This window comes from Microbacterium hanjuni (assembly GCF_043556395.1).
Taxonomy (GTDB): Bacteria; Actinomycetota; Actinomycetes; order Actinomycetales; family Microbacteriaceae; genus Microbacterium.
The window spans coordinates 104,704-129,944 of the sequence record NZ_JBIGIK010000001.1; the positions used below are offsets into that span (position 1 = coordinate 104,704).

Sequence of the window (25,241 nt, forward strand, 5' to 3'; positions counted from 1 at the left end):
CGCTACGGTCGTCATCCGTCGCCGGGATGGACGCCGGATGACCACTGGGGGTCGAGCGGACGTCGCTGTGGCGTCAGCATCCGGGACCGGACGGATTCTCCCCGCACGTGCGGTCGACGAGCGCCGTGCGCGCTTCGTAGACGGTCACGGGTGTCGTGCCCCCGGGGGTGGTCACCGCCCCGATGACCGGAAGCCAGCCGTTGCCGAAATCCACGGCCGCCGCATACTCGACGGCCACGGAGGCGGAATACGTGCCGCGCGCGCCGTACGCATGGCTGGTCGGTGTGGCTGTGAACTGCGGTTGCCCGAGGCTGGTCCACGAGGCCCCGCCCGTGTTCGAGCGGGCGATCGCGCCGTCGCCGTAGTCGAACAGGTAGGCCGTCGGCACGAAACGCACGCTCACGGGACGGTCGAACAGGGTGCCCGCCAAGACCTGGGCGCCCGCCTGCGCGACGAAGTTGGTCGGCATGCCGACGATTCCGACCCCACCGGGCTCGACCTCGAACGCGGGATCAGCCGGGCGGAACGACGAGAGGTCGGATGCTGTCACCGCCGGCAGCTCATCGACGTCCGGCTGCATCAGCTCGACCGTGTAGCCCTCGCGACAGAGGACGCCGCTGGGACCGCAGTCTGCGGGTGGCTGCCAGCCGGATTCCTCCGGCTCGGGTTCCGTGGTTCCTCCGCCGCCGCCGCCCCGGCCGGGTCCGCGGTCGGGCGTCGTCCCGCCGCCGCCTGATCCCGGGGTGGTTTGCGTGCCGCCCACGGTGATGCCGGAACCGTTGTTCGTTACCACTGGGCAGCTAGTCCACGCTGATTCCAAGCCGCAGCCCGCCTCTCCTGGGCTTGCTGCCAGGAAGCTAAACACAAATGCCGCGATTACAGCGTGCACACTCCGCCTTCGCTCGCTTCGCTCGCTTGGATCACTAGCGTTCCTGGGAGAGTGCCTTCGGAGAACGTCACCCTTACCGGCTGACGGTCCAGCCTGTCTGGTCCGACCATCGAGGTGCCAGTGGAGTCCGTCACCTCAACCTCCGTGACGTCGAGGCAGAGGTCAACTTTGACGCCGACCCCTGGGTCGAACGATGCCGGGGTGAAGTTGTCATAGCGGCTCACACCGCTCACAATCCACCCGTCGGCGTTCATCTGACTAAAGGTCTTGCGCGCACTGGCGTTCGCGTCGCCAGTAGTGAGGGCGAAGACCGGCTCGAAGGTCTCCGGATCGCTTAGATCGACCTGATTCAGCGCGTCGACGTAGGCGCGGTACGTCTCCTCCGCGGCGGCGTACGCCTCTTCCTCCGAGGAGAACGCCGGGGTTGTCTCTGTGGGCGTGGGTTCGCCGACGCATCCGCTCATCAGACCGATAAGCCCAGCCAGGGCCACCGCGACGATGAGGCGAGTCTTCACGGCACCAGGCTACGAGCCCCGCGATTTCGGCGCCGGGGTTTTCCACAGCCCGCTCTCATCGCGCGGCCGGCGCCAGCATCCACCTCTCTCCCGGAGTGCATAACGGAGGGGATGTCCGTTCGGGAGGGTGTTTGAGCCCTAAACGCCCTCCGGAATGCACATCTCCTCCCTGACGAACGCAGCGAAAGCCCGGCGTCATCGCGCGGCCGGCGCCAGCATCCACCTCCCGGCGTGCATAACGGAGGGGATGTGCGTTCGGGAGGGTGTTTGAGCCCTAAACGCCCTCCGGAATGCACATCTCCTCCCGAGTGAACGCGGGCGGCGAGGCCGGCGTGTAACCGGGGCGACACATCCATGGGGGAGCATGTGAGCATGACCCTCGCGACCGCGTTCTCCGCTGCCCTGCCCGATTGGCTCCTCGCGGAGCTTCCGACGCTGCCCGAGGCGCTGCCCACCCTCGAGGAGCGGATGGACCTCGTCAACGCGCTCGCCGACCGCAACTGGCGCGAGGGCAACGGCGGTCCGTTCGCCGCGATCGTCGTCGAGTCCGAGACCGGCCGCATCGTCTCGGTCGGCGTGAACGTCGTGCTGAGCTCGGGCCTGAGCTCGGCCCACGCGGAGGTCACCGCCCTCAGCCTCGCCCAGACGGGACTCGGCCGCTGGGACCTCGGCGCCGGCGACGCCGACCTGCAGCTCGTCGTCAACTGGCGCCCGTGCGTCATGTGCTACGGCGCCACGATGTGGAGCGGCGTGCGCTCGCTCGTCATCGCCGGCGACGGCCCCGAGCTCGAGAAGCTCAGCGGATTCGACGAGGGCCCGATGGTGTCGGACTGGGCGGCGCAGTTCGAAGCCCGCGGGATCGCGGTGACGATCGGGGTGCGCACCGACGAGGCGATCGCCGTGTTCCAGGCCTACGGTGACTCGGACTCGACGGTCTACAACGCCCGCGGCGCCGTCGACTGAACCGCCCGGACGCCGACGAACAACGGCCCTACGGGGCGACCGCCGACCAGTGGATGCGCTGGCCGGACACGAGGTCGAGCTGCACGATGCCGCTCGTGGCCACCTCGGGGCGCGCATCGAAGACCTCGTAGTACGTCACCGTCTCGCCCGGGGCCACCTCGCCGACCTCCCACGCGGTCGGGTAGAGCGCGCCATCGCTGATGATCGCGATGTCGGCTCGACCGCCGTCGCCCGTGATCAACGAGGCGTAGGGCACGTAGTCGTACTGGACGCTGAGATCGATCGCCGCATCCGACACGTTGGTCAGTTCGACCGGGGCAGCGATGAAGGCCCCGAAGACCGGCTCGGTCATCGAGGAGGTCGTCGCCGTGATGTCCTGCAGCGGTCGCACCGTGAGTTGCCACACGTCGCGGTCGTTCGTGTCGTCGTGCAGCAGCACCGGTGTGCCCGGAGCGAGCGGGTCGGTGACCTCCGTGCCCAGCGCATCGAGTTCGGGCGCGCGGAGGGCGGGGCTGCCGTAGTAGGGATACTCCTCCGGCGTAGCGGAAGGCTCGGTCTGGGAGTAGTCGGGATACTCGGGGTTGTCGGGGTCATCCGGCCAGAGCTCGATCGAGAACAAGGCCGCCAGGAGCGCGAGCACGGCCCAGACCATCGCGAGTGCGGCGAGGATGAGCGCCGAGATGGCCAAGCCCTTCCCCGCAGCGCGGCGAGCGAGTGACACGACCGCGAGCACCACGGCCGTGATGAGGATGAGGAAGGCGACGAAGCCGCCGCCCAACACGAACACCAGCAGGATTCCGAGGACCGCCGCGATCAGTGCGAGCACGGCGAGCGTGATCGATCCGGTCGATGGCGGACGGAAGGATGCCGGCGGCGGACCCCACGTGGGCGGGGCGCCCGGGTACTCCTGGCGCGGCACGCCGTACTGCTGCGGCGCGCCCGCTGCGGCTTGCGGCCACGCGCCGGGGTACCCGCCACCGGGATAGCCCGCGCCCGGGGCCGACCCCGCTGCCGGGTACGGCGGCCCGGCCGCGGGAAACGGCGGCCCCGCCGCGGGAAACGGCGGCGCCCCCGCAGCGGCAGGGACGGGATCGGGCTGTTCACCCTCGGTGGGGCGGGGGCCGTCGGTCATGCCGTCTCCTGTCGCTCGTGCGCTGCCCCATGCTACGGACAACTCACCCGCGCGAGCGGGAGCTGTGCACATGCCGCGTTAGGGTGTCGAGCGTGTCTTTCGGTGCGGCGGCGGTTCCGGCTTTCCCGCGGATCGGGGCTGCGGACGCCTGTCCGTGCGGGGGCGGACGTTTCGACGGATGCTGCGGCCCGATCCTCGGCGGAACCCCCGCGCCCTCCCCGGAGCGTCTCATGCGTTCGCGGTACACCGCGTTCGTGATCGGAGACGCCGCATACCTGGCCCGCACGTGGCACCCCGCCACCCGCCCCGCCGACCTCGATCTCGACCCCGCGACCACGTGGCTCGGCCTTGAAATTCGCGAGGCAGGCGAGATCCTCGAGGCGGGCGAGATCCTCGACGCCGCGGCGGATCCCGAGACGACGGCGGATCCCGAGATGGCGGAGGCGTTCGTGGCCTTCCACGCGCGGTGGCGCAGCGGCGCGGAATACGGCGTCCTCGCTGAACGCAGCCGCTTCGTGCGCCGTGGCGGGCGCTGGGTGTACGTCGACGGTGTCGTCGCCTGAACGCCGGCGCGTCTCGCGGAATACCCGCATGGCGGCCGAGGTTTCGTCGACCGTGACGAGCGATCCACCCCGCGACGTCGACGTCGTGGTGATCGGCGCCGGCCAGGCCGGCCTGTCCACGGCGTACCACTTGCGCCGGAAGGGGTTCGTGCCCGCACCGGCGGCGACAGCATCCGACCGGTCCTTCGTCGTGCTCGACGCCGACGCCGCGCCCGGGGGAGCGTGGCAGCACCGCTGGGACTCGCTGCGGATGGGCACCGTCAACGGTATTCATGAGCTACCGGGCTTCGACGTGCCGCCGGCCGACCCCGCCGCCCGCGCCCGCGACGTGCTTCCGGCGTACTTCGCCGAGTACGAGCAGCGTTTCGACCTACGGGTGCAGCGCCCCGTGCTCGTGCGCGCCGTGCGCCGGGTCGATGACGACCCGCACGGCAGACTTCTCGTCGAGTCGGATCAGGGCACGTGGGCGGCGCGGTACGTGGTGAGTGCAACTGGCACCTGGACGCGGCCGTTCTGGCCCCACTATCCCGGGCAGGAGAGCTTCGAGGGTCGCCAGCTGCACACCGCCGGCTACGTCGCCGCCGAGGAATTCGCCGGACAGCGGGTGATCGTCGTCGGAGCGGGCGTCTCGGGCGTGCAGCTGCTCGAGGAGATCTCGCACGTCGCCGACACCGTCTGGATGACGCGGCGGGAACCCGACTGGATCGACGCCGACTTCGACACCGCCGCGCGGGTCGCCGCGATCGCGGGCGTCGATGCCAAGGTGCGGCAGGGCCTGCCGCCGGGGAGCGTGATCTCGGTGACCGGCATGCACTGGACGCCGTGGGCACGCAAGGCTCAACAGCGCGGGGTGCTGGAGCGCCGGCCGATGTTCACCCGGATCGAGCCGCACGGGGTGCGCATGCCGGACGGCACGTTCCTGCCGGCCGACGTGATCCTCTGGGCGACCGGCTTCCGACCGGCGCTCGACCATCTCGCGCCGCTGAAGGTTCGCACCCGAGAGGGCGGCTTCCGCGTGGCGGACTCCCGATCGCTCGATGAGCCCCGCCTGTTCTTCGTCGGCTACGGCCCGTCCGCGTCCACCGTCGGGGCCAATCGTGCAGGGCGCGCCGTCGTCAACGCGATCGTCCGCGAAGAACGGGGCGCCGAGGCACCGGCACGCGTTTCCGCGTCAAGCCCGCAGACGTCCACCGGGGCGATGCGTACCGTGAGGGAAGAAGGAAAGGAGAGCACATGATTCCGGACGACCTCCGCGACTTGCTCGAAAACCCCAACTACGGCGCTCTCGGCACGGTGCGCCCCGACGGCTCGGTGCAGGTGAACCCGATGTGGTTCGAGCTGGACGGTGACCGACTGTTGTTCACGCACACCACGACGCGGCAGAAGTTCCGCAACCTCGAGGCGAACCCGTCGATGAGCCTCATGGTCTTCGATCCTGCCGACCCCTACCGCTACATCGAGGTGCGCGGTCGCCTGGTCGCGGCGACCCCCGACACAGCGGGCGACTTCTACGTGCGCCTCGGCAAACGCTACGGAAACCCCGAGCAGCAGCCCCCGCCCGACATTGCGAACCGGGTGGTTCTCGCCATGTCCATCGAACGCATCGGAAGGCACTGACATGCAGGTACTCATCTTCGGCGGCCACGGCAAGGTGGCCCTCCTCCTCGCCCCCCTCCTCGTGGAGCGCGGCGACACGGTGGCATCGGTGATCCGCAAGCCCGAGCAGGCTGCCGACATCGAGGCCCTCGGCGCACGACCCATCGTGCTCGACGTTGAAACGGCAGACGAGGCGACGCTGCTCGACCTGGTCGCCGACTACGACGCCGTGGTGTGGTCGGCGGGCGCCGGTGGCGGCGGGGCCGAGCGCACGTACGCGATCGACCGCGATGCCGCGATCCGGACGATGGATGCTTCCGCTGCGGCGGGCGTGCAGAGGTTCGTGATGGTGTCGTGGATCGGTTCGACCCCCGAGCACGGCGTCTCGCCGGACGACGACTTCTACGCCTACGCCGACGCGAAGCTCGCCGCCGACGACCACCTGCGGGCCACGGCGCTCGACTGGACGATCCTGGGCCCCGGCACTCTCACGCTCGACCCCGGCACCGGGCTGATCCAGCTCGACCCCGAGGGTCAGGGCAAGGTGCCGCGCGCCGACGTCGCCGCCGTCATCGCGGCCTCGCTGGCCGACGAGCGCACGGTCGGCCGCTTCATCCGCTTCGGCGGCGGAGACCGCCCGATCGCCGAGGCGCTCGCCGAGTGATGCGCACTCAGGGCTCGTCGTCGGGGCGATAGCCCCGCACGGCGAGCAGCTCCTCGGCGGCGACGGTGAGGTCGATCGTCGCGCTGAGCAGCGCGCCGATCGAGGTCGTTCGGAGGAGGGCGAGTTGATCGAGCGCGCCGAGCGGCGCGATCGCGGCGACCTGCCAAGCACGGGCGAGGCGGTCCTCGGCGAGCTCGACATCGGGATCCCACCGGGTCGAGCCGTATTCGCCCGAGCGGGCGAGCACCCGCCGGACGATCGCCTCGGCCTGGTCGAGCAGCGGGTCGAGCGCGTCGTTCCACTCCAGGTCGGGCAGGAGTCGCACCCGGGCGCGCGGATAGGGGTCATCGCTCAGCCACTCGACGACCTCGAACCGCGACCCGCCGCGAGCGAGCACCGATACCACTCCCTCTTGGGGGATCACCCTCTCGAGGGTGGCCATCGTGCCGAGGTCGAAGCGCTGTTCGCCGCCACCCGTTTCGCGGCCGCGTTCGATGAGGACGACACCGAACTCTCCGGGAGGGGTGTCCAGCAGCATCCCGAGCATCATCAGGTAACGCGGCTCGAAGAGGCGCAGCGCGAGGGGGGTGTGGGGGAAGTGGACGGCGCCGAGGGGGAACATCGGCACCTCGATGATTCGATCGCTCATGCTGCCGCCGTCTCTCCCAGGGTCTCGTGGATGCGATGCAGGTCGACCAGGAGGGATCCGACGAGGATCCAATGATCGGACGAGGGGGGACCGACCTGCAGGGGGCGCGTCAGGGCGGGCGGTTCGAGGGGGGCGGATGCTGCGGCGTCGCCCGCCGTCGGAGCGCCGCCGGTCGCGGGCAGACCGCGTGACACGACCAACCGCACATCGTGGGCGGCGCGGCGCAGTTGCTCGGCGATCGCGCGGACGGTCGGCTCGTTCGTGATCGAGGGGTCGTACCGGTCGTAGACCGCACGCGTCATCCCGATGACCTGCGTGGAGATCGGGGTGAAGATGTCGAGCAACCCTTGGAGACGGTCGAGCTCCGCACGGTGCTTGCGACCGCGCGGGTTCAGTCCCAGCGACTCCGCCCCGGTGACGAGGGCGGCCTCGGCCGCATCCCGCATAGGACGCAGCAGTCGCGCTTCGAGCAGCAGCTCTTCCAGGGAGGCGGCCGTCTGGGCGGTTTCGAGGGCGTCGGCGAGCCGGTCGAGCGCGTCGCCGAGCTCGCCGCCCAGCGCGTCCACCTTCTCCCGAGCGGGGGCGAGGGCGACGGGCGGCACGAGCGCCAGATTCACGATGACACCGATCAGCGCGCCGATGAGGGTCTCCAGCACCCGGTCGAAGGCGTAATCGGGTGTCGCGGTGCCGAGCGCCAGCACGAGGATGGCGCTGATGGCGACCTGGTTGGCCGTCGCCGAAGTGAGCTTGAGCGCCCAGGCGACCAGCAATGCGACGGCCGTGGCGAGCAGGATCACGAAGGTGTAGGAGCCGAGCAGGATGCCCAAGGCCGAGGCGACCACGACTCCGACGATCACGCCGATGCTGCGCTCGACCGCGCGGGTGAGCGACTGGTTCACGCTGGGCTGCACCACGAGCAGGGCGGCGACGGCGGCGAACACGGGCGCCGGCCCCGGAACGAGCCACCCCGCGACGAGCCACGCCGCGATCGACGCGATCGCCGATTTGGCCACCAGCAGGAACGGTGCTCGGCGCGGTGCCCGGAAGGCCGCGGTCATGCGCATGGTTCGAGCGTAGGCCCGGCGGCCCCGGACCCCGCGAGTGCAGACGAGGTCAGCCGGCGAGTTTGCGGAGGGCGGAGCCCTTGTGTGCGGCGCGGTTGCCACTCTTCTCGGACTCGACGATGAAGGCCGGTTCGTCTTCCGAGGCGGTGAAATGCTGGTCGGCGAACGAGAAGTCCGCGGTCTTGCGCTCGACGACCGTGCCGCGGGTGCGGCCCTGCGGGGTGTTCCAGCTGACGCGGTCTCCGCTGGACAGGTCCTTCGCCATGGGTGCTCCTCTTTGTACGAACCGGTGGTCCCATCGTCGAGCCGGGCGATGTGGTGCGCACGGGGTTGACTTCTTTCGCCCGACTTTGCTGCTCCCCTGTCACGAATTGCGGGTCGCACCCGCAGTTCGTGACAGGGGAGCAGCTGGTGGGGTGCGCCGGAGCCCGAGCCTGCTGGGCGGCGTACGCTCGATCGGGTCATGACATCCGACCACGCGGCCACTCTGGAGGCCCTTCTGCGCGATGCGGACGAGCGCCTCGCCCGTCTCGCTGCTGACGAGCGAACGCTGCTGCTCGATCGGGCCGACGCGACCGCGGACGACGAGCACGACCCCGAGGGCTCGACGCTGTCGGGGGAGTGGCAACGCGTCGACCAACTGCGCCGCGGCATCGAGGGGGAACGCGATGACATCGCGGCGGCACTGACCCGGGTCGCCGAGGGCACCTACGGCTTGTGCACGGTCTGCGGGCGTCCGATCGCCGCGGGCCGACTCGAGGTGCGTCCCACCGCGGCGACCTGCGTCGCCTGCGCGGTCTGATCGCCCCGGCTTAGGCTCGAGGGGTGGAAACCGTGCTCGTCGTCCTGCTGTTCGTCAACGCCGTGTTCAACGTCGTGGTCTGGCCGCGATTCTTCGCGCGCGTGGTCAAAGACCCCCGTGCGCGCACCGCTGAAGGGAAGCCGACGCCATTCCTGGTGGTGCACGCGGTGCTGATCGCGCTCGCGCTGGTCATCGCCCTGGCGTCGGTGATCGCTGCCGTCGTCGCGCTGCTCACCTAAGCCTCGCGCGTCGGATCCGGCCGCACGCTCGAGGGGCGAGGGGTGTAGTTTTCGTCTTGAGCGCAGGGAAGCATGGGGCCCCGCGCCCTCGGCGGCACACCGGGGAGGTAGACATCACTCGATTAGGGGAGTACCTCGCGGCTCGGCGTGCGCTGGTGTCGCCGGAGGACGTCGGTCTGGTGCGCGGCGCCTCGCGGCGCGTCGTGCCCGGACTGCGGCGCGAGGAGGTGGCGATCCTCGCCTCCATCAGCCCGGAGTATTACCGCCGCCTCGAGCGGGGCGTGGGCGGCCCACCGTCCGACGCGATCCTGGATTCCCTCGCCCGTGCGCTCGGTCTGAGCGAGCACGCCCGGCTGTACATGTACCGCCTGGCGCGCGGGCACGGCGCGCCGGCGTCGCCCTCCGCATCCGATGACACACACACGCGACGGATGTTGGACAGCTGGAGCGACCAGATCGCCTACGCGCTCGATCAGAATCAAGACGTCATCAGCGCGACCAGCATGGCTCGAGCCGTGCTGGGGGAATCGGTGGCGCCAGGCGCCAACCGGCTCATCGACACTCTGGCCGCAGCAGAGTCCGCAGGCCCGGAACACCGACCGATCTTCTTCGCTCAGGTCGCCAATTTCGCTGCCGCCATGCGGTACTACGCGGACCCCGAGGACGAGCGGTTTCGCCAGATCCTCGCGGCCGTCGGGACGAACGACGAATTCTCCGCCATCTGGGCCCGTCACGACGCCCATCCCCTCACCGTCGAACCGGGGTTGTTCTGGCTCGACCGAGAGGGCTGGATCCGCCACAAGTACGAGGTGTTCGAGGTCCCCCGGTCTCCGGGTCAGGTACTCATCGTCTGGTGGTTCCGGGCGGGCTGCCCGTCGGAGAAGATCCTGCAACCGCTGACCACCAACGCCCTGTGGCGGCGCGATGAGACGCGCTAGCCAACCGACAGCGAACGCCCCGCCCGAAGAGGGGCGGGGCGTTCGCTGTCGAGGTCAGTCTTCGGAGACGGTGACCGTCACCTCGATGTTGCCGCGCGTGGCGTTGGAGTAGGGGCACACGAGATGAGCGGCGTCGGCGAGAGCCTGCGCCTCGTCGTGCGCGAGGTGGGGGATGACGACCTCCAGCTGCACGGCGAGCTGGTAGCCGCCTTCGCCGTTGCTGCCGATCTGCACGCGTGAGCCGACGCTGGTGTCTTCGAGCTTGACCTTCTGGGTGCGTGCCACGGCCTGCAGAGCGCTGTGGAAGCAGGCCGCATAGCCCGCGGCGAACAGCTCCTCGGGGTTCAGACCGCCACCGGGGCCACCCATCTCTTTGGGAATCTGGAGGTCGACGTCGAGCAGACCGTCTTTGGTGGCGACGTGTCCGGCGCGCCCTGCTCCGGTGGCGAGGGCCTCGGCGGTGTAGATGGCTTCCATGGTGCTCCTTCGGGTTACGAGGCGGTCGCCTCGGTCGTGGCCTGTACGTGCCGGGTGAGCCCGTGCAGGGAGTCGAGCAGGTGACGGGCGGCCTCGAGGTCGACGCCCAAGCAGCGTCCGATCTCGACCGGGACGCCCTTCATCCGGTGGCGAAGAGCCGCGCCATCGTCGGTGAGGGAGACCTCGACGACGCGCTCGTCATCGAGGCGACGCGCGCGGGCGACGAGGCCCGAGCGTTCGAGGCGGCGGACGAGAGGGGACAGTGTGCCGGAGTCGAGCGCGAGGGTCTCACCGAGCTCACCGATCGTGCGAATGCCGTCGGACCACAGGGTGACCAGCACGAGGTACTGCGGATAGGTCAATCCCCACGGCTCGAGCACCCGGCGGTACGCCTGCGTCGTCGCGCGGCTCGCGGAGTAGAGGGCGAAGCACACCATGTCGTCAACCGCGGTCATGGATAAACCATTGCATGCAATCCAGTTGTGCACAACAGGAATCCTAGGAACCAGGGCGAAGCAACAGCATCCGGATACATCTCTTGCGCGAATACCCGACAAAGGGGGTTGACTTTCGACCGAACACCCGTCTGAAGGGGGGTGGGATCGGGTCACCCTCCAGCGCGCTGCAGCCGATAGCTTGCAAGAGAGCAAAGGGGTTCCCGAGGAACTTGCCTCTCGGGGGAGCACCGAGGAGGCCGCCATCAAACGCCTAGGAGAGTACCTCGCCGCGCGGCGCGCGCTCGTGTCCCCGGAAGAGGTGGGTCTCGCGAGCGACGTCTCTCGCCGGGTACAGGGGCTTCGCCGTGAAGAGGTGGCCGCACTGGCCTCGATCAGTCCTGAGTACTACCGGCGTCTGGAACGGGGCGTCGGAACGCAGCCCTCGGACGCGGTACTCGACTCCCTGGCGACGGCTCTCCGCCTCACCGAGCACGCACGTCGGCACATGTATCGCCTCGCGCACAAGCGCGGAGAATCGTGGCCCTCCTACCCGGTCGTCGATCTGCACACCCGGAGGATGCTCGAATCCTGGTCGGACACGATCGCCTTCGCTCTGGACCGTAATCAAGACTTGATCGCCGCAACGGAGATCGCGGTCGCGGCACTGGGTGACGCGGCGAAAGTGGGGACGAACCGGCTCATCGACGTCGCCCAGGCCGCGCTGGTCGCGCCGCAGGAGCTGCAGCCTTTGTATTACGAGCGGATGGCCCAGACCGCCGCCGCCCTGCGCTACTACGGTGATCCCGATGATTCCCGTTATCGGGACATCATCGCGACGTTGGCGGGCGACGCGGAGTTCGATCGAATCTGGGCCCGCCACGACGCGGAACCGTTCGCCGTCGAGCCGGGGCGAGTCTGGCTCGACGGCGAGGGCTGGGCCGAGTTCGACTACGAGATCCTCGAAGTGCCCCGAGCGCCGGGTCAGGTGATCATCTCGTTCTGGTTTCCGCCGGGCAGTTCGCAGGAGGCATTCCGGCGGTTCACCGACCGCCTCGCCCGCGAGAAGCACGAGTTGCACACAGGTTCGACGGTCGTCGAAGCGAGCCCGGTCTTGAGCCAGCTAGCCTGAACCGCATGTGCGGGGGGACGGCCAAGTCGAACGGGCGTATCGGGACCTATCTTGCGGCGCGGAGGTCGCTGATCTCACCCGATGAGCTCGGGCTGGCCGCGCGTGCATGGCGCGCATCTCGGGGTCTGACTCGCGAAGAGCTGGCGCGGGCAGCGGCCCTCGACCCCGAGCGCGTCCGTGCCATCGAGCGCGGTGAAGCGGCCGCGACGGACGCCGAGCTCGAGGCGCTTGCCGGCGCTCTCCGCCTCGACGCGCACGCGCGGGAGCACCTGCGCCGTCTTGCCCACAACGAACCACCGCCCTGGCCGGCGTCGCCCATGAGCAGACGGACCCGTCAGCTGCTGGACGCGTGGTCTCGTCGGGTCGCCTTCGTCGTGGACCGCAACCTCGACGTGCTGGACGCCACGGCTCTGGGGCGCCGCGTGCTGGGTGAGTTCGGCGAACCCGGCACGAACGAGCTCATCGCGACGTTCCGGCATGCGGCCGAGGCGACGGAGGACCGGGAGCGCTGGTACGCCGTCGCCAGCTACTTCGCGTCAGCGCTGCGCTATTACGGAGACCCGGAGGATCCGCGCTACGAGGAGATCAGAGCGGCCCTCCGCGCCGACCCGGAGTTCGAACGCATCTGGGGTCGGCACGACGCGGGACCGCTGTCGCAGCAGATTCCGCGCCCGAGACTGCTGCTCGAGGGGGTCGGCTGGCTGGAGTTCGACTACGAGGTGTTCGAGGTGCCACGGGTGCCGGGCCAGGCGATCATCGTGCTGTGGTTCGATGCCGATACAGGGGACGATCTGATCATCGAACGTCTGGCCGACACCCTCACCTGACCCGGCCGGGTATTACTTCTCCGCGGTGAAGTATCCGCCTTCGCGCAGCATCTTGCGGATGCTGGTCAGCATCTCCTCGTCGACGTCCTTGTGGCGCGGCCGGTTGAGGAAGAGCACGTTCTCGCCGAGCTGCACGCGCACCTTGCCGTCGTGCTCTTCGGTCACGTCGGCGACGGACTTCAGCAGGGAGAGCACATCGTGCCACTCGAGGTTGTGCGTGGTGGGGTGGCGCTCCAGGTGGTACAGCGTGTTGCGGTGTGCCTCGGTGAGGTGCGGGTCGGTCATGGGTGTTCCTTTCGTTGGGAGGGAAAACGGGGTCAGGGAAGGATGCTGTCGACGTAGCCGCCATCGGCGCGCAGGGCGCCCCCGGTGGTGGCGGACGCGAGCGGCGAGGCGAGGTAAACGACCATGTTCGCGATCTCGACGGGCTCCAGCAGGCGCTCCACGAGCGACTGCGGACGAGCGGTGCGCATGAATTCCTGCTGTGCCTCGTCCCAGGGCAGCGAGCGATCCACCATCTCGTAGACGAAGTCTTCGACACCGTCGGTGTGGGTGGGGCCGGCGATCACCGAGTTGACCGTCACGCCGGTGCCGCGAGCGGCCTTCGCGTAGCCGCGCGAGAGCGCGAGCATCGCGGCCTTCGTCGCGCCGTAGTGGATCATCTCCTCGGGGATCACGATCGCCGAATCGCTGGCGATGTTGATCACCCGTCCCCAGCCGCGCTCCATCATCGCGGGGAGGGCGAGGCGGGTCATTCGCGCGGCGGAGAAGACGTTCGCATCGAAGAACCGCTGCCACTCGGCGTCGTCGATCTCCAGCGCCGGCTTCGCGCCGAAGATGCCGAGGTTGTTGACGAGGATGTCGAGTCGCCCCACCTGATCGATCAGGTGCTGCGCGCCGTCCGCCGTGGTGACGTCGGCGGCGACGCCCCGAACGGGCGTGACGAGGTCGGCGTTGAGGTCGGCGGCTGCGGCCGCAACCTTCTCTTCGCTGCGCCCGTTGATGACGACGTCGGCGCCCGCCTCGCTCAACCGCCGGGCGATGGCAAGGCCGATCCCTTGGGTCGAGCCGGTGACCACGGCGGTGCGTCCGGTGAGATCGAGCCGGAGGGACGCGGTGCTTTCGCTCATGTCTGCTTCTTTCTTGTCGGCCGCGGGCGATTTCTCAGTGGAAGATCCGACGCCACACGTTCGTGTCGGCGAGGTCGAGCAATTCGTCACCGCGGCCCGACATGACCGTGCGCAGCGAATACAGCGCGAAGCCCTTGGCCTCGGCGAGGGTGATCGACGGCGGGATCGACAGCGCTTGGCGGGCGACCACCACGTCGATCAGCACCGCACCGGGATCTGCGAAAGCGCGCGTCAGCGCGGGCTCCAGATCCGCTCCGCGCTCGACGCGGATGCCCGTGATCCCCATCGACTCGGCCACCGCGGCGAAGTTCGGGTTGTCGAGATCGGTGGCGTAGTTGACGATCCCCGCGGCCTTCATCTCCACTTCGACAAACCCGAGACTCGAATTGTTGAACACGATGATCTTGATGGGGAGGTTGTTCTGACGGATCGACAAGAGGTCGCCGAGGAGCATCGAGATACCGCCGTCACCGGAGAGCGCGATCACTTGACGCCCGGGAGCGGCCGCCTGGGCGCCGAGCGCCTGCGGCATCGCGTTGGCCATCGACCCGTGGGTGAACGAGCCGATGAGTCGTCGTTCCCGGGTCATCGTCAGATAGCGGGCGGCCCAGATCACGGGCGTTCCCACATCGACCGTGAAGATCGCATCCTCCGCGGCCAGCTCGTTGACCATACGCGCCACGTATTCCGGGTGGAGTGGTTCCTTCCCGTCGTCGTCGGCGAGCTCGTCGAGCTCGTGACGGGTCTTGCGGTAGTGCTCGACGCTCTCGGTGAGGTGGCTGCTGTGCTTCCCGTCGCTGAGGAGGGGGAGGAGCGCCGACGCGGTCTCTCCGGCATCGCCGACCAGTCCGATATCGATGGGCGTGCGATGGCCGAGAATCTCCCCACGGATATCGACCTGGATCACTTTCGCGTGGTCGGGGTAGAACTGCCGGTAGGGGAAATCGCTGCCCAGGATGAGCAGCAGGTCGCACTTCTCCATGGCCCGGTATCCGCTCGCGAAACCGAGCAGCCCCGTCATCCCGACGTCGTAGGGGTTGTCGTGCTCGATGTGCTCCTTGCCGCGGTACGCGTGCACGATGGGCGCCTGCAGCTTCGCAGCGAGCGCGATGACTTCGTCGTGCGAGCCGGCGACACCCGCGCCGGCGAGGATCGTGACCTTCTCGGCCGCGTTCAGCATCGATGCCGCCGCCTGCAACTCGGCCGCGGCGGGAAGCACGCGCGGCTGCGTGGCACGGATCGGCGCGGTCGGACGGCGGTGAGGAGCGGGGGCGAAGAACACATCCCCGGGAACGATGACGACGGCGACGCCCTGCTTCTCGACGGCATTGCGCATCGCGGTCTCGAGCACCCAGGGCAGCTGCTCGGGGTCGCCCACCAGCTCGACGTAGACGCTGCACTCGCGGAACAGATCCTGCGGGTGCGTCTCCTGGAAGTAGCCGCTGCCGATCTCCGCGGATGGGATGTGCGACGCGATCGCCAGCACGGGCACGCGGCTGCGCTGCGCGTCGAACAGGCCGTTGATGAAATGCAGGTTGCCGGGGCCGCAGCTGCCGGCGACGACGGCGAGGTCCCCGGTCACCTGCGCGTCGCCGTTGGCCGCGAACGCCGCCGCTTCCTCGTGACGCATGTGCATCCAGCGGATACCGCCGTCGCGCCGGAGGGCGTCGGTGAAGGCGTTCAGCGAATCGCCGGGAAGTCCCCAGACCCGCGTCACTCCGGCCCGTTTGAGCGTGTCGACGAAGAGGTCCGCGACTGTTCGCGTCATGTGTTGTGCTCCTGTCGGCCGGCGCGTCCGCTGCCACCGGCCACGCCCACCCTACGACTGCCGATCGGCGCACGGTTCCGATCGGTGTCCATACGGCTTCCGACGCACGTCGGAGGCCCGCAGACGCGTCCGTCGGTACGTTCCTCAGTAAATCGGGACGTGTCGCGTCCCAGCGAAGCGCGGAGGATGCACATGGACGAGATCGGCCGCGAGGCGATGTCCGGCATCGAAAGGCTCGAGCTGGAGCTGATCGTGCGGGACTTCTTCACCATCCTGAACGACGGCTGCATCGAGGATCTCCTCGCCTTCCTCACCGAAGACGTCGTCTACAAACCTTCGCCGCGCCAGGCCGTCACCGGTCGGGCAGCCGTCATCGCCATGGTTTCGGACATCCGCACCACCTTCGACGAATGGAAGGCTTCGTTGATCGATGTCGCGGTGACCGGCGACGTGGTACTCGCCGAACTGGCGTTGCGCGTGAAGCTGCCGATCGGCCCGCCCGAGTGGCTGTTGAGCTTCGCCAGCTTCCGCCTCGACGGCTACCGCATCTCCTCGTGGCACCAGGTGCACGGCTGATCGACCCTCCGCTGACGGCTATCGTTTGACCTATGGCAAGAGCCCGCGAATTCGATGAGCAGGCCCTCCTCGATGCGGCGGTCGAACTGTTCTGGGTGAACGGTTATCGCGCGTCGTCGCTGATCGACCTGTCCGAGGTGACGCGGGTCAGTAACGGCAGCCTCTATCAGGCGTACGGCACCAAGTGGTCGCTGTTCCTGGCCGCTTTCCGGCGATACTGCGACGGTCGCGCGTCACTCGTCGAGAGTTTGATGGCAGGCCCGCACACCGACGCCGAGCAGACCGTCGCCGACTACTTCGACGCGATCATCGACGATTGCGCCTCGCGCGCCGACCGGCGGGGCTGCCTGCTGCTGAACACCATCTCCGAGTTGGGCGACGATCCCGAGGTGGCGGCGATCAGCACGGCCGCGATCGCCCGGATGGAGCACGCCCTGGCGGGCGCATTGGCCGAAACCGTCGGGGACATCGACGAGGCAGATCTGCCCACCGTTTCGGCCGAGGTCGTCGCCCTGTCGCAAGCGCTCATCCAGCTGTCCCGGGTGGGGCGGGATGCTGCAGAGCTCCGCCGAATCGGACGCCGGGCGGCGTCGCAGATCGGGCGGAGCCTGCAGCCCGCGTGATCAGCTGATGGCGATCGCCGCTTCGGGAGTGGCAATGCGGAAGCTGAACGACTCCTCGAGGTAGAGCTGCACATCATCGATCGTGTGTGCGGCGTAGCCGAGGGAGATGTCCTCACCGGATTCGAAGATGAAGTCGCCGCCGCGCAGGCTCACCACCACCGCTCCGTCGATGCCGGGCGTCCACACGACCGATCCGCCGAGCTCACGTTCGAGGTGATGGCGCAGAGACTGTCCGCCGGTGTCGTTGCCACCGATGACCTGTGCCCAGTTGGCCGAGTCCACTGCCATCCCGTAGGGGCCGCCGACGCCCGAGCGCGCCAGCGTTTCCACGGCAGTGCCCACCAGTTGTGCGAGGTGGGTGGGATCGTCATTCTGCGTCAGCGGCTCATGCGGCGAGGACGGAACGATACCGGCGATGCCGGCCGCATCCCATCCCAGGAAGATGGCCGAGTTCTCCATCGTGGCGAGTTTCGCTGCCGCGGTGTCGAGCGGCGACAGGTCGGTGTCCACCGCTCCGCGCGCGGTCGCGTCCAATTCGGAGCGCAGCAACGTGAAGTCCGCACGCACTTCCACGAGCGGGAGCACAACGCGTCTGCTCACGGAGATCCCGTCCATGGGTGCGTCCAGGCCCGCGGTCACTCGGCCGACGTTGCTCGCGGAATACTGCCACCCGAGCGGGCCGACGAAGTCCACCAGAGTCCGTCCGCCGAGAGGGGGTGCGAGGCGAGTGCGTGCCTCGTCATCGAGCGATTCCCAGGTGTCGGCGGTGATCGGAGCGAGGTGACGGTACAGATGGTTCATGAGAAGCCTTTCACGATGTGGAGGGTCGTCCGCCGAGCCCGAGCGAGTTGTCGGCCGGGGACGGGGAGGGAGATACCGGTGCGGGGTCAGGTGCTGCAGCCGCAGCGTCGGCGGTGCTCGACGGGGCGGGAAGTGAGCCCAGGACGTCAGCGCTCGGTGCGAAGAACGCGGTGCCGGTGATGGCCGTCGAGAAGTCCAGCAGGCGGTCGTACATCCCCACCGGGTCACCGATGAACATGCGCTCCAGCATCTGCTGGATCACCCAGCGGTGGCGGGAGTACCCGAGGAAGTACGTTCCGAACTGGTCGGAGCCGGGACTGCCGAAGGGCATGTTGTCCCGGAGGATGTCATGCTCGACACCCTCCGCATCGACGATGGTCGACAGTGTCTTGTGCGACTTCTGACCGGATGTCGCGTCGGGAAGCTCGACGTTGTCCGGCTTCGTGCGCCCGATGATCTGCTCCTGCATCTCCGTGGGGAGCGACTGCCAGGCGCGGATCGGGTGCAGGTACTTCTGGGCGACGATGTAGGTGCCCCCGGTGCCGGCCGGGTCTTCGTCGCCGACGATCAAGGCTTCGGCGATCGCCGACGCCACGCTCGGGTTCGCCGTACCGTCGACGAACCCGAGCAGATCACGGCGGTCGAAGTATCGGAAGCCCGCGGTCTCCTCCACGGTCTGGACGGAATCTCCGAGTGCATTGAGAAGGAGCCGCTCGAACTCGAAGCCGAAGTCCTCCCAGGCGCTGCGGATGTGGAAGAACAGATCCCCGGGAGTGGCGACCGCGGAATGGACGCCCCCGGTGATGGGGGTGAAGGGTCGCAGCTCCGCAGGCTTCGGGGCGCTGGTGAGTCGCGGCCAGAAGTCGCTGCCGATGCCCACGGTGCAGGACAGATGTGCGTGCGGGTCGCGGAATGCGACCGACTCCAGCGTTCCCGCGAGGTCGGCGAGCGTGTCCCGCACCTTGTCGACCGCGTCGCTGCTCGCTCCGACGCGCAACCCGAGAAAGATGGCGTGACGCGTGAGCGGGGCGGCGAAAGCCTGGAGCCCGGTGGTCGTGAGGGATGCCGTTGTTTCGACGTTGGTCATCGTGTCCACTCGTTAGTGCCTGTCCCCGCCGTTTCGACGAGTGACGTCAGTTTGGCAATGCGGCGCCCGCAAGGCATCCGACGTTTGACGAAGAGCAGTCCGACTGGTCGGGGTCGCGGCTGTCCCCCGGGGGGATATGGAGATCCGACTCCAGAATGTAACCTGGGAGTGGAGGTCAACATGGGGAGCGATCTTCGGGCCTTCGGCGAATACCTTCGGGCCCGACGCAATGTGACGCAGCCGGAGGACGTGGGGCTACGCCGCGACGCCGGCCGCCGCGTGCCCGGTCTCCGCCGGGACGAGACAGCGATGCTCGCCGGTATGAGCAACGAGTACTACCTGCGTCTCGAGCAGGGGCGCGGGGGTCGACCCTCCGATCAGGTGATCCTCTCGCTCGCGCGGGTGTTCGGGCTCGACGAGGAAGCGCGCATCTACATGTTCCGCATGGTCACCGGTGCGGTGGTCGACCCGGCGCCGCCCGCGCACAGTGCCGAGCAGATCGGGCGGGTGCTCGATCAGTGGCAGAACACGCCCGCCTACCTCTCGGACCGCCATCGGGACATCGTCGCGTCGAACGTTCTGGCCACTCACTTCGGCAACGGCGGACTGGCCGCGGGGTCGAATGTGGTGATCGACATGTTCGCGCCGCACATGCGTCGCGACGTCTTGAACTGGGAAGAGATGACGCTCGCCGCGCTCGCCAGCCTGCGCCGAGACGCCCCGCCGAATTCGCCCCGGCTGGCGCAGATCGTGGATCTGCTCTCCGCGGAGCCGGACTTCCCACGGATGTGGAGCCGTCACGACGTGTCCGGCCCGGGTGACGCGACCTTCCATCTCCGTGTCCCAGGAGTCGGGACGATCGACATCGAAGCCCAGAATTTCGGAGTGCACAGCCTCCCGGGCTATCAGATCACCGTGCTCGCCGCGCGCCCCGGGTCGACGGCCGCTCACGTCTTCGCCCACCTCGCTGCGAGCCTCGCCGATCGACAGGTGGAGTCCGCGCCGCCCGCGGTTTCAACCTCCTCGTCGCCCCCCGGGGGGTACTGAGCGGGACTGCCGCCGCATGTGAGCGCTCTCTAGCCTCGAGGTATACCCCGGAGAGAGGCGTAGATGAACCTCCAAGATGTGGTCGACGAGCTGGCGGAGACCTTGGACCGGTCCATCGTGATCAACGACCCTGGATACAAGCCGATCGTCGCGAGCGCCCAAGGCGACGACATCGACGAGGTGCGCGCGCGGTCGCTGTTACAGCGCCGCACCCCGCCGCGGGAACGCGACTATCTGGAAAGCATCCGCGTTCATCAGTCCCGTCGTCCGGTCACGGTGAACCTCGACCATCTCGGCCACCTCGAACGACTCGCCATCCCGATCTGGCACGAAGACGCCCTGCTCGGCGTGCTCTGGCTGATCATCGCGAACCGCCCGCCCCTCAACACCGATGACTTCCGCGCGCTGGATGCCGCAGTCGACATGGCCCGGGGCATGCTGGCGGATCGCGACGGTGGCGGCGTGGGTTCGGCGAGGGGCACCGTGCTCCGTGGCCTGCTGTCGGCCGACCCCATCGTGCGGCGGGACGCCCTGATCGCGGCGTCGCGCACGAGCGGACTCGAGCGGGGCCCCGCGACCGCGGTTCGTGCACTGGCGGTCGGACACGATACCGGGCCGGTGCAGCGGGCCACTCTGGGTCGCGCGATCGACGTCGGATCCGGCGGCAGGCTGTCGTTCCTGCGGGAAGAAGGATCTACCTTGCTGTTCCTGGGCCGAAGCGACGATGGCGCGGCCGACGACGAAAGGCTCGAGGCCGAGACCAAACGCCAAGGGGTGAAGCTGCGCTCGATCGGCTCCGCCCGGATGACCCGGGCCGACACCGATCTACGCCCCGTCGCCGATCGTGCCATCGCGGCCGCCGGGCTCGCGGAGGTGCTTCCGGAGCTCGCCGGCCGGGCCGACGCGGATGAGGTGGGTCCGTGGATGATGATCGCCGACGTCGTCGCTGATCCAGCTCGCCTACCGGCGTACTCGCCCGCCGCTCACGTGCTGCTCACCGATGCCGACCGCGTTCGCCGCCAGACCGTTGAGGCGTTCCTCGATGGGGCCGGTCACGTGCGCGACGTGTGTGAGAAGCTGCACATCCACCGGACGACTCTCTACTATCGCCTCGAGAACATGCCGCAGGTCGTGCGTGATGCGCTCGATACCGGGTTGTCCCGCAGCGTGCTGCACGTCACGCTCAAGCTCGCTTCGTACTGGGAGCACTCCGGCAGACTCTGACCCGGCGCGTTCGACAACTGTCCTACCAAGAGGGGACACGCTGTCGGGGCACCGATGCCACGGCGAACCGTAGCGTCGAAGACGTTCAGATGGTGGGGGAAGGCGGAGCGGATGAGCGACTTACCAACGGTGGTTCTCGTGCATGGCGCCTTCGCTGATGGCGCGAGCTGGAGCCCGGTCGCCCTGCGTCTGCAGGGTGCGAGCTTGGACGTGCGCGTGCCGGCCATCTCGAATCGCAGTCTCGCCGAGGACGCGGCCTACGTCCGGTCGTTCGTGGAGCACCTGGGCCGTCCTGTCATCCTGGTCGGGCACTCCTATGGGGCGACCGTTGTCGGTGTGGCGGGCGATGCTGACAACGTGATCGGCATCGTCTTCGTGTCGGGCTACGCCCTGGACAAGGGAGAGACAGCGAGCGAGCTGCACCGGCGCTTCCCGGATGCCGAGGCTGTGCCGTATTACGAGTACGAGCCGTTCGCGTCGCTCGACGGGGCGGCACGCGAAGAAGTGTCGATCTCGATCGACGAGTTCCCGTACATGTCGGCACTCGGATTGCCCGCCGACGAAGCAGCCGTTCTCGCCGTCAGCCAACGGCCGATTTCTGCGTCCGTGCTCACGGAGCCCGCCGAAGCGGCGGGGTGGTCCACCACTCCGTCATGGGGCATCGTGGCGAGCGCCGACCGCATGGTCAACCCCGATGCCGTCCGGTTCGGTTACGAGCGGGCTGGAGTGCGGCGCGTGGTGGAGGTCCGCGGACCGCACCTGCTCATGCACACCCACCCGGCAGAGGTAGCCGAGGTCATCTTCGACGTGATCGACGAACTGTCCTGAGTCCGTCGTCCCACGCCGTGTCGCACACTCCTGACTCCGCACCAGGCTCGCCCGCCGCACCTCCGCCCCGCATCTCCTCGCTGGCACCGTTCGCGGTACCGGCGTTCCGGATGCTGTGGATCGCCGGGCTCGTGAGCAATATCGGCAGCTGGATGCAGTCGGTCGGGGCGCAATGGTTCCTCGTCGAAGCGGATGCCTCACCCGTCATCGTGGCGCTCGTGCAGACAGCATCCGCAGCCCCCGTGCTGCTCTTCGCCATCCCGGGCGGGGTGATGGGGGAGTTCTTGAACCGTCGGCGCGTGCTGATCGGTGCGCAGTCGCTGCAGCTGGCCGCGGTCGGCGCCCTCACGGTGCTCACCTTCGCCGGTGAGACCACCCCGGTGCTCCTGCTGACGTTGACGTTCCTGCTCGGGATCGCCTCGGCGGCGCAGCTGCCCGCCTACCAGGCGATCGTGCCCGATGTCGTGCCGCCCAAGATGATCCGTCAAGCGGCTTCGCTGTCGTCGATCAACGTGAACGTCGCCCGGGCGATCGGTCCGGCCGCGGCGGGCTTGATCGTGAGCAGCTTCGGTGTCGGCGCGGTCTTCCTGGTCAACGCACTGTCGTTCGTGGTCTTTCTGGCGACCCTGCTGCTGTGGCGAGGGTACCGGCCGCCGGCGGTCCGGCCCGAGCCGTTCTTCGACGCAACGCGGGCCGGGCTGCGGTACCTCCAGCATTCCGACATCGTGCGGGCGATCTTCCTCCGGCTGGCGGTGTTCCTCGTTCCCGCCAACGCCCTGTGGGCGCTTCTGCCGGTCATCGCCGACGACGAGTTGAACATCGGGGCCGACGGCTACGGCCTGCTGCTCGGCGCCCTGGGAGTGGGGGCCGTCGCGGGCATCTTCGTGCTGCCGCCCACGCAGCGTCGCCTCGGTGTGAACGGGCTGGTGTCCCTTTCGGCGATCGTCTACGGCGCGGGACTCGCGGCGCTCGTGCTGTTCCCCTCGCTGCCGATCGCTCTCGCGGTGCTCGTCCTGACGGGGCTGGCGTGGATCGGGGTGATCGCGACGGTCAACGCGACGGTGCAGGCCTTCTTACCGACCTGGGTACGCACCCGCGGTCTATCGCTGTACCAGGTGGTGCTGTACGGCGGTACGGCGTTCGGAGCAGCGATCACCGGCGCGCTGGCCAACATCTTCGGCGCCACGCTCGTGATGTGGGTGTCCGGCGCTGCGATCGTGCTCATCGGGTTGAGCCTCGTGATCTGGCCCATTCCGTCGACCAAGGGCATCGGCCGGGCGATCGTACCGATGGGGGACCCGAAGGACCGTGACCCGCAGGACGACGACCGCCCGCTCCTCGTGCTCGTGCAGTACACCGTGGCGGAGGATCGGCGAGCGGAGTTCCTCGATGCGATGTCTCTCGTCGAGCAGAGTCGGTACCGCACCGGAGCGCGGACGTGGCGCCTCTACGCGCACCAGACGCAGCCCGGCGTGCTCATCGAGGCCTTCACCGTGGGCACTTGGCGCGAGCACGAGAGCGCGACGCAGGATCGTGTCACCGAGTACGACGCGCAGGTCCTCGACAAGGCGAAGGGGTTGAGCACCGTGACCCCCAGCCCGCAGTATCTTCTCGACGTGCCGGTGCACAAGCATCCGACCCGCCCGTTCACGGACGTGCCCCCGCCCGAGCCCCGCTGAGGATCGGCGACGGGGGACGGCCCGGCGCGAGGGGGTCAGCCCTCGAGCAGCTCCTGCCAGTTCGCGGGGACGCGGTCGGCCGGGCCGGGCACGGTCTGGCTGCGCGGGTGGCTGCGCGGCGGCGTGAGCAGCGGGCCGTCGAAGTACTGCTCGGTGCTGTAGCTCCAGAACCAGTCCTCGCCGGGCTCGTAGCTCTGGATCACCGGATGCCCGGTGCTGCGCGCGTGCGCGGTGCCGTGCTTGTTGAGCGACTCGTCGCAGCACCCGACGTGCCCGCACTCGGCGCAGCGCCGCAGGTGCAGCCACCAGCTGCCGATCTCGTCGCACTCGACGCAGCCGGGCCCGCTGGGCGGAACATCGGTTCGGATGCCGGTCTCGGAGATGCTCATGTGGTTGCCTTTCGTGATCGCATGACGAGCCCCGCGCTGACCGTTGCGATCAGCACGAGTGCGGAGAAGACGAGCAGCACGGTGGTCTGCTCGGCGAACGTGAGGAAGAACCCGACGGCCAGCACCGGGATGGCCAGGCCGCAGTAGCCGCTGAGGAACACCAGCGCGAGCGTCTCGCTGCGTCGACCGGGAGAAGCCACGGCCGCCGCGGTGGCGATCGCCGACTTGAACAGCAGTCCGACCCCCACGCCGGCGATGATTCCGCCGAGGATGAAGATCGCGAGCTGGGGGAGCACCGCACCGGACGCCACGGCGACGAGTCCGACGGCGCAGCAGCCGATCGCGACCGCGAGCTGGGTGCGGACGGCCACGCGGGCGAACACGAGCTGGCCCACCGCGGCCGCGGCGAACACGGCGAAGCTGGTGGCACCCGCCGCGAGGTGATCGCGATCGTCGAAGGTGCCGACGAGGAAGGTCGGCGCCAGCGAGGTGAACAGTCCGAACAGGGCGAAGCCGGAGAAGGCGCCGAACGCCGCCGCGATGACCGGCCGTCGCGCGGACGGCGGCGCGGAAAGCCGTTGCGGGCGGTAGGGCGGGCGCTCGTCGGCGGAGACGTTCACCGTCTCGGGCACGGACATCAGCACGATCGCGGCGATGATGAGCAGGACGAGGAACACCGCGTGGGGCAGGATCAGCGGATCGGGCAGGAACTCGGCGAACAGTCCGCCGATCAGGGGGCCGAGGGCGAGGCCGCCGAGGTTGGCCGCACCGGCGACGGATGCTGCCACGATGCCGTTCTCATCCGGGCGGGCTTTGGCCCGCAACTCGCCGAGGTGGGCGGTCGCCGTCGCGGTCAGGATCCCGATGCTCACGCCGTTGACGAGCCGCGCGACGATGAGGCCCGCGACGGAGCTCCACACCAGGAACAGCACCGCGGACAGGATCGACACGAGGACGGCGATCACCAGCATCCGTCGTCGTCCGGCCCAGTCGCTGATGTGGCCGACGAAGAAGAGGCTGAACACCACGCCGACCGCGTATGCGGCGAACACCACGGTGACCACCGAGACGGGGAAGCCGTCCTGCTCCTGGTACAGCGGGTAGAGCGGCGTCGGCACGGTGGAGTACGCCATCACCAGGAGGAAGCTCGTCGCGACGATCCAGAATCCGGCGGCGTGGGAGGTGCGCTGTCGCGTCGTGGTCAC

Annotated in this window: 31 protein-coding genes and 1 pseudogene; 17 read left to right on the forward strand and 15 right to left on the reverse strand. The window is 68.8% G+C overall.

The genetic code is table 11. The features are described 5' to 3' along the window. Positions 1 to 73 precede the first annotated feature (73 nt). On the reverse strand, positions 74 to 793 hold the full coding sequence (locus tag ACFXP5_RS00515) for a hypothetical protein (RefSeq protein WP_394543058.1): 720 nt from the start codon (positions 791 to 793) through the stop codon (positions 74 to 76). A gap of 83 nt (positions 794 to 876) precedes the next feature. Next, on the reverse strand, positions 877 to 1,404 hold the full coding sequence (locus tag ACFXP5_RS00520) for a hypothetical protein (protein WP_394543059.1): 528 nt from the start codon (positions 1,402 to 1,404) through the stop codon (positions 877 to 879). A 372-nt stretch (positions 1,405 to 1,776) separates the two neighbouring features. On the opposite strand from ACFXP5_RS00520, the gene ACFXP5_RS00525 reads away from it, so the two are divergent. Then, the gene (locus tag ACFXP5_RS00525) at positions 1,777 to 2,367 is read left to right on the forward strand and encodes a nucleoside deaminase (RefSeq protein WP_394526080.1); all 591 of its coding nucleotides are present in this window, start codon (positions 1,777 to 1,779) and stop codon (positions 2,365 to 2,367) included. A 28-nt stretch (positions 2,368 to 2,395) separates the two neighbouring features. On the opposite strand, the gene ACFXP5_RS00530 is transcribed toward ACFXP5_RS00525, so the two are convergent. Further along, positions 2,396 to 3,499, reverse strand: a complete 1,104-nt coding sequence (locus ACFXP5_RS00530; RefSeq protein ID WP_394543061.1) for a DUF4190 domain-containing protein — start codon at positions 3,497 to 3,499, stop codon at positions 2,396 to 2,398. Between the two features lie 230 nt (positions 3,500 to 3,729). Here ACFXP5_RS00530 and ACFXP5_RS00535 point away from each other — a divergent pair, with 230 nt between their 5' ends. The 4 genes from ACFXP5_RS00535 to ACFXP5_RS00550 are packed head-to-tail and all read left to right on the forward strand — an operon-like array spanning position 3,730 to position 6,322. After that, complete coding sequence (locus tag ACFXP5_RS00535) at positions 3,730 to 4,062, forward strand: YchJ family protein (RefSeq protein ID WP_394543062.1); 333 nt, start codon at positions 3,730 to 3,732, stop codon at positions 4,060 to 4,062. A gap of 28 nt (positions 4,063 to 4,090) precedes the next feature. Next, positions 4,091 to 5,299 carry an NAD(P)-binding domain-containing protein gene (locus ACFXP5_RS00540; RefSeq protein ID WP_394543063.1) on the forward strand — a complete coding sequence of 403 codons (1,209 nt, stop codon included), beginning with the start codon at positions 4,091 to 4,093 and terminating at the stop codon, positions 5,297 to 5,299. Beyond that, the gene (locus tag ACFXP5_RS00545; RefSeq protein WP_394543064.1) at positions 5,296 to 5,679 is read left to right on the forward strand and encodes a PPOX class F420-dependent oxidoreductase; all 384 of its coding nucleotides are present in this window, start codon (positions 5,296 to 5,298) and stop codon (positions 5,677 to 5,679) included. The genes ACFXP5_RS00540 and ACFXP5_RS00545 overlap by 4 nt, the downstream gene beginning before the upstream one ends. 1 nt (position 5,680) lies before the next feature. Continuing rightward, the gene (locus tag ACFXP5_RS00550; protein WP_394543066.1) at positions 5,681 to 6,322 is read left to right on the forward strand and encodes an SDR family oxidoreductase; all 642 of its coding nucleotides are present in this window, start codon (positions 5,681 to 5,683) and stop codon (positions 6,320 to 6,322) included. A 7-nt stretch (positions 6,323 to 6,329) separates the two neighbouring features. Here ACFXP5_RS00550 and ACFXP5_RS00555 read toward each other — a convergent pair whose 3' ends face one another. Genes ACFXP5_RS00555 through ACFXP5_RS00565 form a run of 3 tightly spaced genes read right to left on the reverse strand, consistent with a single transcriptional unit; the run spans position 6,330 to position 8,300 of the window. Then, positions 6,330 to 6,971: an LON peptidase substrate-binding domain-containing protein gene (locus ACFXP5_RS00555; RefSeq protein WP_394526091.1), complete on the reverse strand. Its 642-nt coding sequence runs from the start codon at positions 6,969 to 6,971 to the stop codon at positions 6,330 to 6,332. Continuing rightward, entirely contained in the window at positions 6,968 to 8,035 is a 1,068-nt protein-coding gene (locus ACFXP5_RS00560; RefSeq protein WP_394543067.1) for an FUSC family protein, read from the reverse strand. Before ACFXP5_RS00560 ends, ACFXP5_RS00555 begins: the two co-directional genes overlap by 4 nt. Positions 8,036 to 8,084: 49 nt before the next feature. Further along, entirely contained in the window at positions 8,085 to 8,300 is a 216-nt protein-coding gene (locus tag ACFXP5_RS00565) for a hypervirulence associated TUDOR domain-containing protein (protein ID WP_394526094.1), read from the reverse strand. 198 nt (positions 8,301 to 8,498) lie between these two features. Here ACFXP5_RS00565 and ACFXP5_RS00570 point away from each other — a divergent pair, with 198 nt between their 5' ends. The 3 genes from ACFXP5_RS00570 to ACFXP5_RS00580 are packed head-to-tail and all read left to right on the forward strand — an operon-like array spanning position 8,499 to position 10,014. Next, on the forward strand, positions 8,499 to 8,837 hold the full coding sequence (locus tag ACFXP5_RS00570) for a TraR/DksA family transcriptional regulator (RefSeq protein WP_394526096.1): 339 nt from the start codon (positions 8,499 to 8,501) through the stop codon (positions 8,835 to 8,837). A 23-nt stretch (positions 8,838 to 8,860) separates the two neighbouring features. Then, entirely contained in the window at positions 8,861 to 9,076 is a 216-nt protein-coding gene (locus tag ACFXP5_RS00575; protein WP_394543068.1) for an SCO4848 family membrane protein, read from the forward strand. A gap of 56 nt (positions 9,077 to 9,132) precedes the next feature. Further along, positions 9,133 to 10,014, forward strand: a complete 882-nt coding sequence (locus ACFXP5_RS00580; protein ID WP_394543069.1) for an MmyB family transcriptional regulator — start codon at positions 9,133 to 9,135, stop codon at positions 10,012 to 10,014. A gap of 54 nt (positions 10,015 to 10,068) precedes the next feature. Here the strand turns inward: ACFXP5_RS00580 and ACFXP5_RS00585 are convergent, their stop codons facing one another. Beyond that, positions 10,069 to 10,491 (reverse strand): organic hydroperoxide resistance protein, encoded by a 423-nt coding sequence (locus ACFXP5_RS00585; protein ID WP_394543070.1) that lies wholly within the window; start codon positions 10,489 to 10,491, stop codon positions 10,069 to 10,071. Between the two features lie 14 nt (positions 10,492 to 10,505). Continuing rightward, complete coding sequence (locus ACFXP5_RS00590; RefSeq protein WP_394543072.1) at positions 10,506 to 10,946, reverse strand: MarR family winged helix-turn-helix transcriptional regulator; 441 nt, start codon at positions 10,944 to 10,946, stop codon at positions 10,506 to 10,508. A 181-nt stretch (positions 10,947 to 11,127) separates the two neighbouring features. Here ACFXP5_RS00590 and ACFXP5_RS00595 point away from each other — a divergent pair, with 181 nt between their 5' ends. From ACFXP5_RS00595 to ACFXP5_RS00605, 3 genes and pseudogenes are all read left to right on the forward strand, one after another. Next, positions 11,128 to 12,057, forward strand: coding sequence for a helix-turn-helix domain-containing protein (locus ACFXP5_RS00595; protein ID WP_394543073.1), 930 nt, complete (start codon positions 11,128 to 11,130; stop codon positions 12,055 to 12,057). A gap of 5 nt (positions 12,058 to 12,062) precedes the next feature. Beyond that, positions 12,063 to 12,269 (forward strand): annotated as a pseudogene (locus ACFXP5_RS00600) (helix-turn-helix domain-containing protein); the annotation flags it as partial. A gap of 105 nt (positions 12,270 to 12,374) precedes the next feature. Further along, positions 12,375 to 12,884, forward strand: a complete 510-nt coding sequence (locus ACFXP5_RS00605) for an MmyB family transcriptional regulator (RefSeq protein WP_394544157.1) — start codon at positions 12,375 to 12,377, stop codon at positions 12,882 to 12,884. A 12-nt stretch (positions 12,885 to 12,896) separates the two neighbouring features. Here the strand turns inward: ACFXP5_RS00605 and ACFXP5_RS00610 are convergent, their stop codons facing one another. From ACFXP5_RS00610 to poxB, 3 genes are read right to left on the reverse strand one after another with little or no spacing between them, the layout of a single operon-like run. Continuing rightward, positions 12,897 to 13,169 carry a hypothetical protein gene (locus ACFXP5_RS00610; RefSeq protein ID WP_394526103.1) on the reverse strand — a complete coding sequence of 91 codons (273 nt, stop codon included), beginning with the start codon at positions 13,167 to 13,169 and terminating at the stop codon, positions 12,897 to 12,899. Positions 13,170 to 13,201: 32 nt separating this feature from the next. Continuing rightward, the gene (locus ACFXP5_RS00615) at positions 13,202 to 14,014 is read right to left on the reverse strand and encodes an SDR family NAD(P)-dependent oxidoreductase (protein ID WP_394526105.1); all 813 of its coding nucleotides are present in this window, start codon (positions 14,012 to 14,014) and stop codon (positions 13,202 to 13,204) included. A gap of 34 nt (positions 14,015 to 14,048) precedes the next feature. Continuing rightward, positions 14,049 to 15,782, reverse strand: a complete 1,734-nt coding sequence (poxB, locus tag ACFXP5_RS00620) for a ubiquinone-dependent pyruvate dehydrogenase (RefSeq protein WP_394543074.1) — start codon at positions 15,780 to 15,782, stop codon at positions 14,049 to 14,051. A gap of 192 nt (positions 15,783 to 15,974) precedes the next feature. Between poxB and ACFXP5_RS00625 the strand changes: the two genes are divergently transcribed. Then, positions 15,975 to 16,358: a nuclear transport factor 2 family protein gene (locus ACFXP5_RS00625; RefSeq protein WP_394526109.1), complete on the forward strand. Its 384-nt coding sequence runs from the start codon at positions 15,975 to 15,977 to the stop codon at positions 16,356 to 16,358. Between the two features lie 32 nt (positions 16,359 to 16,390). Continuing rightward, entirely contained in the window at positions 16,391 to 16,981 is a 591-nt protein-coding gene (locus ACFXP5_RS00630; protein WP_394543076.1) for a TetR/AcrR family transcriptional regulator, read from the forward strand. Here ACFXP5_RS00630 and ACFXP5_RS00635 read toward each other — a convergent pair whose 3' ends face one another. After that, entirely contained in the window at positions 16,982 to 17,782 is an 801-nt protein-coding gene (locus tag ACFXP5_RS00635; RefSeq protein WP_394543077.1) for a family 1 encapsulin nanocompartment shell protein, read from the reverse strand. A 10-nt stretch (positions 17,783 to 17,792) separates the two neighbouring features. Further along, positions 17,793 to 18,869, reverse strand: coding sequence for a Dyp-type peroxidase (locus ACFXP5_RS00640; RefSeq protein WP_394543078.1), 1,077 nt, complete (start codon positions 18,867 to 18,869; stop codon positions 17,793 to 17,795). Positions 18,870 to 19,049: 180 nt separating this feature from the next. Here ACFXP5_RS00640 and ACFXP5_RS00645 point away from each other — a divergent pair, with 180 nt between their 5' ends. From ACFXP5_RS00645 to ACFXP5_RS00660, 4 genes are all read left to right on the forward strand, one after another. Next, on the forward strand, positions 19,050 to 19,916 hold the full coding sequence (locus ACFXP5_RS00645; RefSeq protein WP_394543079.1) for a helix-turn-helix transcriptional regulator: 867 nt from the start codon (positions 19,050 to 19,052) through the stop codon (positions 19,914 to 19,916). 63 nt (positions 19,917 to 19,979) lie between these two features. Next, positions 19,980 to 21,140: a helix-turn-helix domain-containing protein gene (locus ACFXP5_RS00650; protein ID WP_394543080.1), complete on the forward strand. Its 1,161-nt coding sequence runs from the start codon at positions 19,980 to 19,982 to the stop codon at positions 21,138 to 21,140. 111 nt (positions 21,141 to 21,251) lie between these two features. Next, complete coding sequence (locus ACFXP5_RS00655; RefSeq protein WP_394526119.1) at positions 21,252 to 21,968, forward strand: alpha/beta fold hydrolase; 717 nt, start codon at positions 21,252 to 21,254, stop codon at positions 21,966 to 21,968. 17 nt (positions 21,969 to 21,985) lie between these two features. Further along, positions 21,986 to 23,647 carry an MFS transporter gene (locus ACFXP5_RS00660; RefSeq protein WP_394543082.1) on the forward strand — a complete coding sequence of 554 codons (1,662 nt, stop codon included), beginning with the start codon at positions 21,986 to 21,988 and terminating at the stop codon, positions 23,645 to 23,647. A 35-nt stretch (positions 23,648 to 23,682) separates the two neighbouring features. On the opposite strand, the gene ACFXP5_RS00665 is transcribed toward ACFXP5_RS00660, so the two are convergent. Further along, complete coding sequence (locus tag ACFXP5_RS00665; protein WP_394543083.1) at positions 23,683 to 24,036, reverse strand: UBP-type zinc finger domain-containing protein; 354 nt, start codon at positions 24,034 to 24,036, stop codon at positions 23,683 to 23,685. Further along, positions 24,033 to 25,241, reverse strand: a complete 1,209-nt coding sequence (locus ACFXP5_RS00670) for an MFS transporter (RefSeq protein ID WP_394543085.1) — start codon at positions 25,239 to 25,241, stop codon at positions 24,033 to 24,035. The genes ACFXP5_RS00665 and ACFXP5_RS00670 overlap by 4 nt, the downstream gene beginning before the upstream one ends.

What these genes read in the sequence shown, in the direction of transcription:
- ACFXP5_RS00570 (WP_394526096.1), top strand. Translation starts at nt 8,499, where the DNA reads ATGACATCCGACCACGCGGCCACTCTGGAGGCCCTTCTGCGCGATGCG.
- ACFXP5_RS00650 (WP_394543080.1), top strand. Translation starts at nt 19,980, where the DNA reads ATGAACCTCCAAGATGTGGTCGACGAGCTGGCGGAGACCTTGGACCGG.
- ACFXP5_RS00615 (WP_394526105.1), bottom strand. Translation starts at nt 14,014, where the DNA reads ATGAGCGAAAGCACCGCGTCCCTCCGGCTCGATCTCACCGGACGCACC.
- ACFXP5_RS00635 (WP_394543077.1), bottom strand. Translation starts at nt 17,782, where the DNA reads ATGAACCATCTGTACCGTCACCTCGCTCCGATCACCGCCGACACCTGG.
- ACFXP5_RS00545 (WP_394543064.1), top strand. Translation starts at nt 5,296, where the DNA reads ATGATTCCGGACGACCTCCGCGACTTGCTCGAAAACCCCAACTACGGC.
- ACFXP5_RS00645 (WP_394543079.1), top strand. Translation starts at nt 19,050, where the DNA reads ATGGGGAGCGATCTTCGGGCCTTCGGCGAATACCTTCGGGCCCGACGC.
- ACFXP5_RS00655 (WP_394526119.1), top strand. Translation starts at nt 21,252, where the DNA reads ATGAGCGACTTACCAACGGTGGTTCTCGTGCATGGCGCCTTCGCTGAT.
- ACFXP5_RS00530 (WP_394543061.1), bottom strand. Translation starts at nt 3,499, where the DNA reads ATGACCGACGGCCCCCGCCCCACCGAGGGTGAACAGCCCGATCCCGTC.
- ACFXP5_RS00585 (WP_394543070.1), bottom strand. Translation starts at nt 10,491, where the DNA reads ATGGAAGCCATCTACACCGCCGAGGCCCTCGCCACCGGAGCAGGGCGC.
- ACFXP5_RS00565 (WP_394526094.1), bottom strand. Translation starts at nt 8,300, where the DNA reads ATGGCGAAGGACCTGTCCAGCGGAGACCGCGTCAGCTGGAACACCCCG.
- ACFXP5_RS00605 (WP_394544157.1), top strand. Translation starts at nt 12,375, where the DNA reads ATGAGCAGACGGACCCGTCAGCTGCTGGACGCGTGGTCTCGTCGGGTC.
- ACFXP5_RS00610 (WP_394526103.1), bottom strand. Translation starts at nt 13,169, where the DNA reads ATGACCGACCCGCACCTCACCGAGGCACACCGCAACACGCTGTACCAC.
- ACFXP5_RS00550 (WP_394543066.1), top strand. Translation starts at nt 5,681, where the DNA reads ATGCAGGTACTCATCTTCGGCGGCCACGGCAAGGTGGCCCTCCTCCTC.
- ACFXP5_RS00590 (WP_394543072.1), bottom strand. Translation starts at nt 10,946, where the DNA reads ATGACCGCGGTTGACGACATGGTGTGCTTCGCCCTCTACTCCGCGAGC.
- ACFXP5_RS00555 (WP_394526091.1), bottom strand. Translation starts at nt 6,971, where the DNA reads ATGAGCGATCGAATCATCGAGGTGCCGATGTTCCCCCTCGGCGCCGTC.
- ACFXP5_RS00640 (WP_394543078.1), bottom strand. Translation starts at nt 18,869, where the DNA reads ATGACCAACGTCGAAACAACGGCATCCCTCACGACCACCGGGCTCCAG.
- ACFXP5_RS00665 (WP_394543083.1), bottom strand. Translation starts at nt 24,036, where the DNA reads ATGAGCATCTCCGAGACCGGCATCCGAACCGATGTTCCGCCCAGCGGG.
- ACFXP5_RS00630 (WP_394543076.1), top strand. Translation starts at nt 16,391, where the DNA reads ATGGCAAGAGCCCGCGAATTCGATGAGCAGGCCCTCCTCGATGCGGCG.
- ACFXP5_RS00525 (WP_394526080.1), top strand. Translation starts at nt 1,777, where the DNA reads ATGACCCTCGCGACCGCGTTCTCCGCTGCCCTGCCCGATTGGCTCCTC.
- ACFXP5_RS00535 (WP_394543062.1), top strand. Translation starts at nt 3,730, where the DNA reads ATGCGTTCGCGGTACACCGCGTTCGTGATCGGAGACGCCGCATACCTG.
- ACFXP5_RS00540 (WP_394543063.1), top strand. Translation starts at nt 4,091, where the DNA reads ATGGCGGCCGAGGTTTCGTCGACCGTGACGAGCGATCCACCCCGCGAC.
- poxB (WP_394543074.1), bottom strand. Translation starts at nt 15,782, where the DNA reads ATGACGCGAACAGTCGCGGACCTCTTCGTCGACACGCTCAAACGGGCC.
- ACFXP5_RS00560 (WP_394543067.1), bottom strand. Translation starts at nt 8,035, where the DNA reads ATGCGCATGACCGCGGCCTTCCGGGCACCGCGCCGAGCACCGTTCCTG.
- ACFXP5_RS00625 (WP_394526109.1), top strand. Translation starts at nt 15,975, where the DNA reads ATGGACGAGATCGGCCGCGAGGCGATGTCCGGCATCGAAAGGCTCGAG.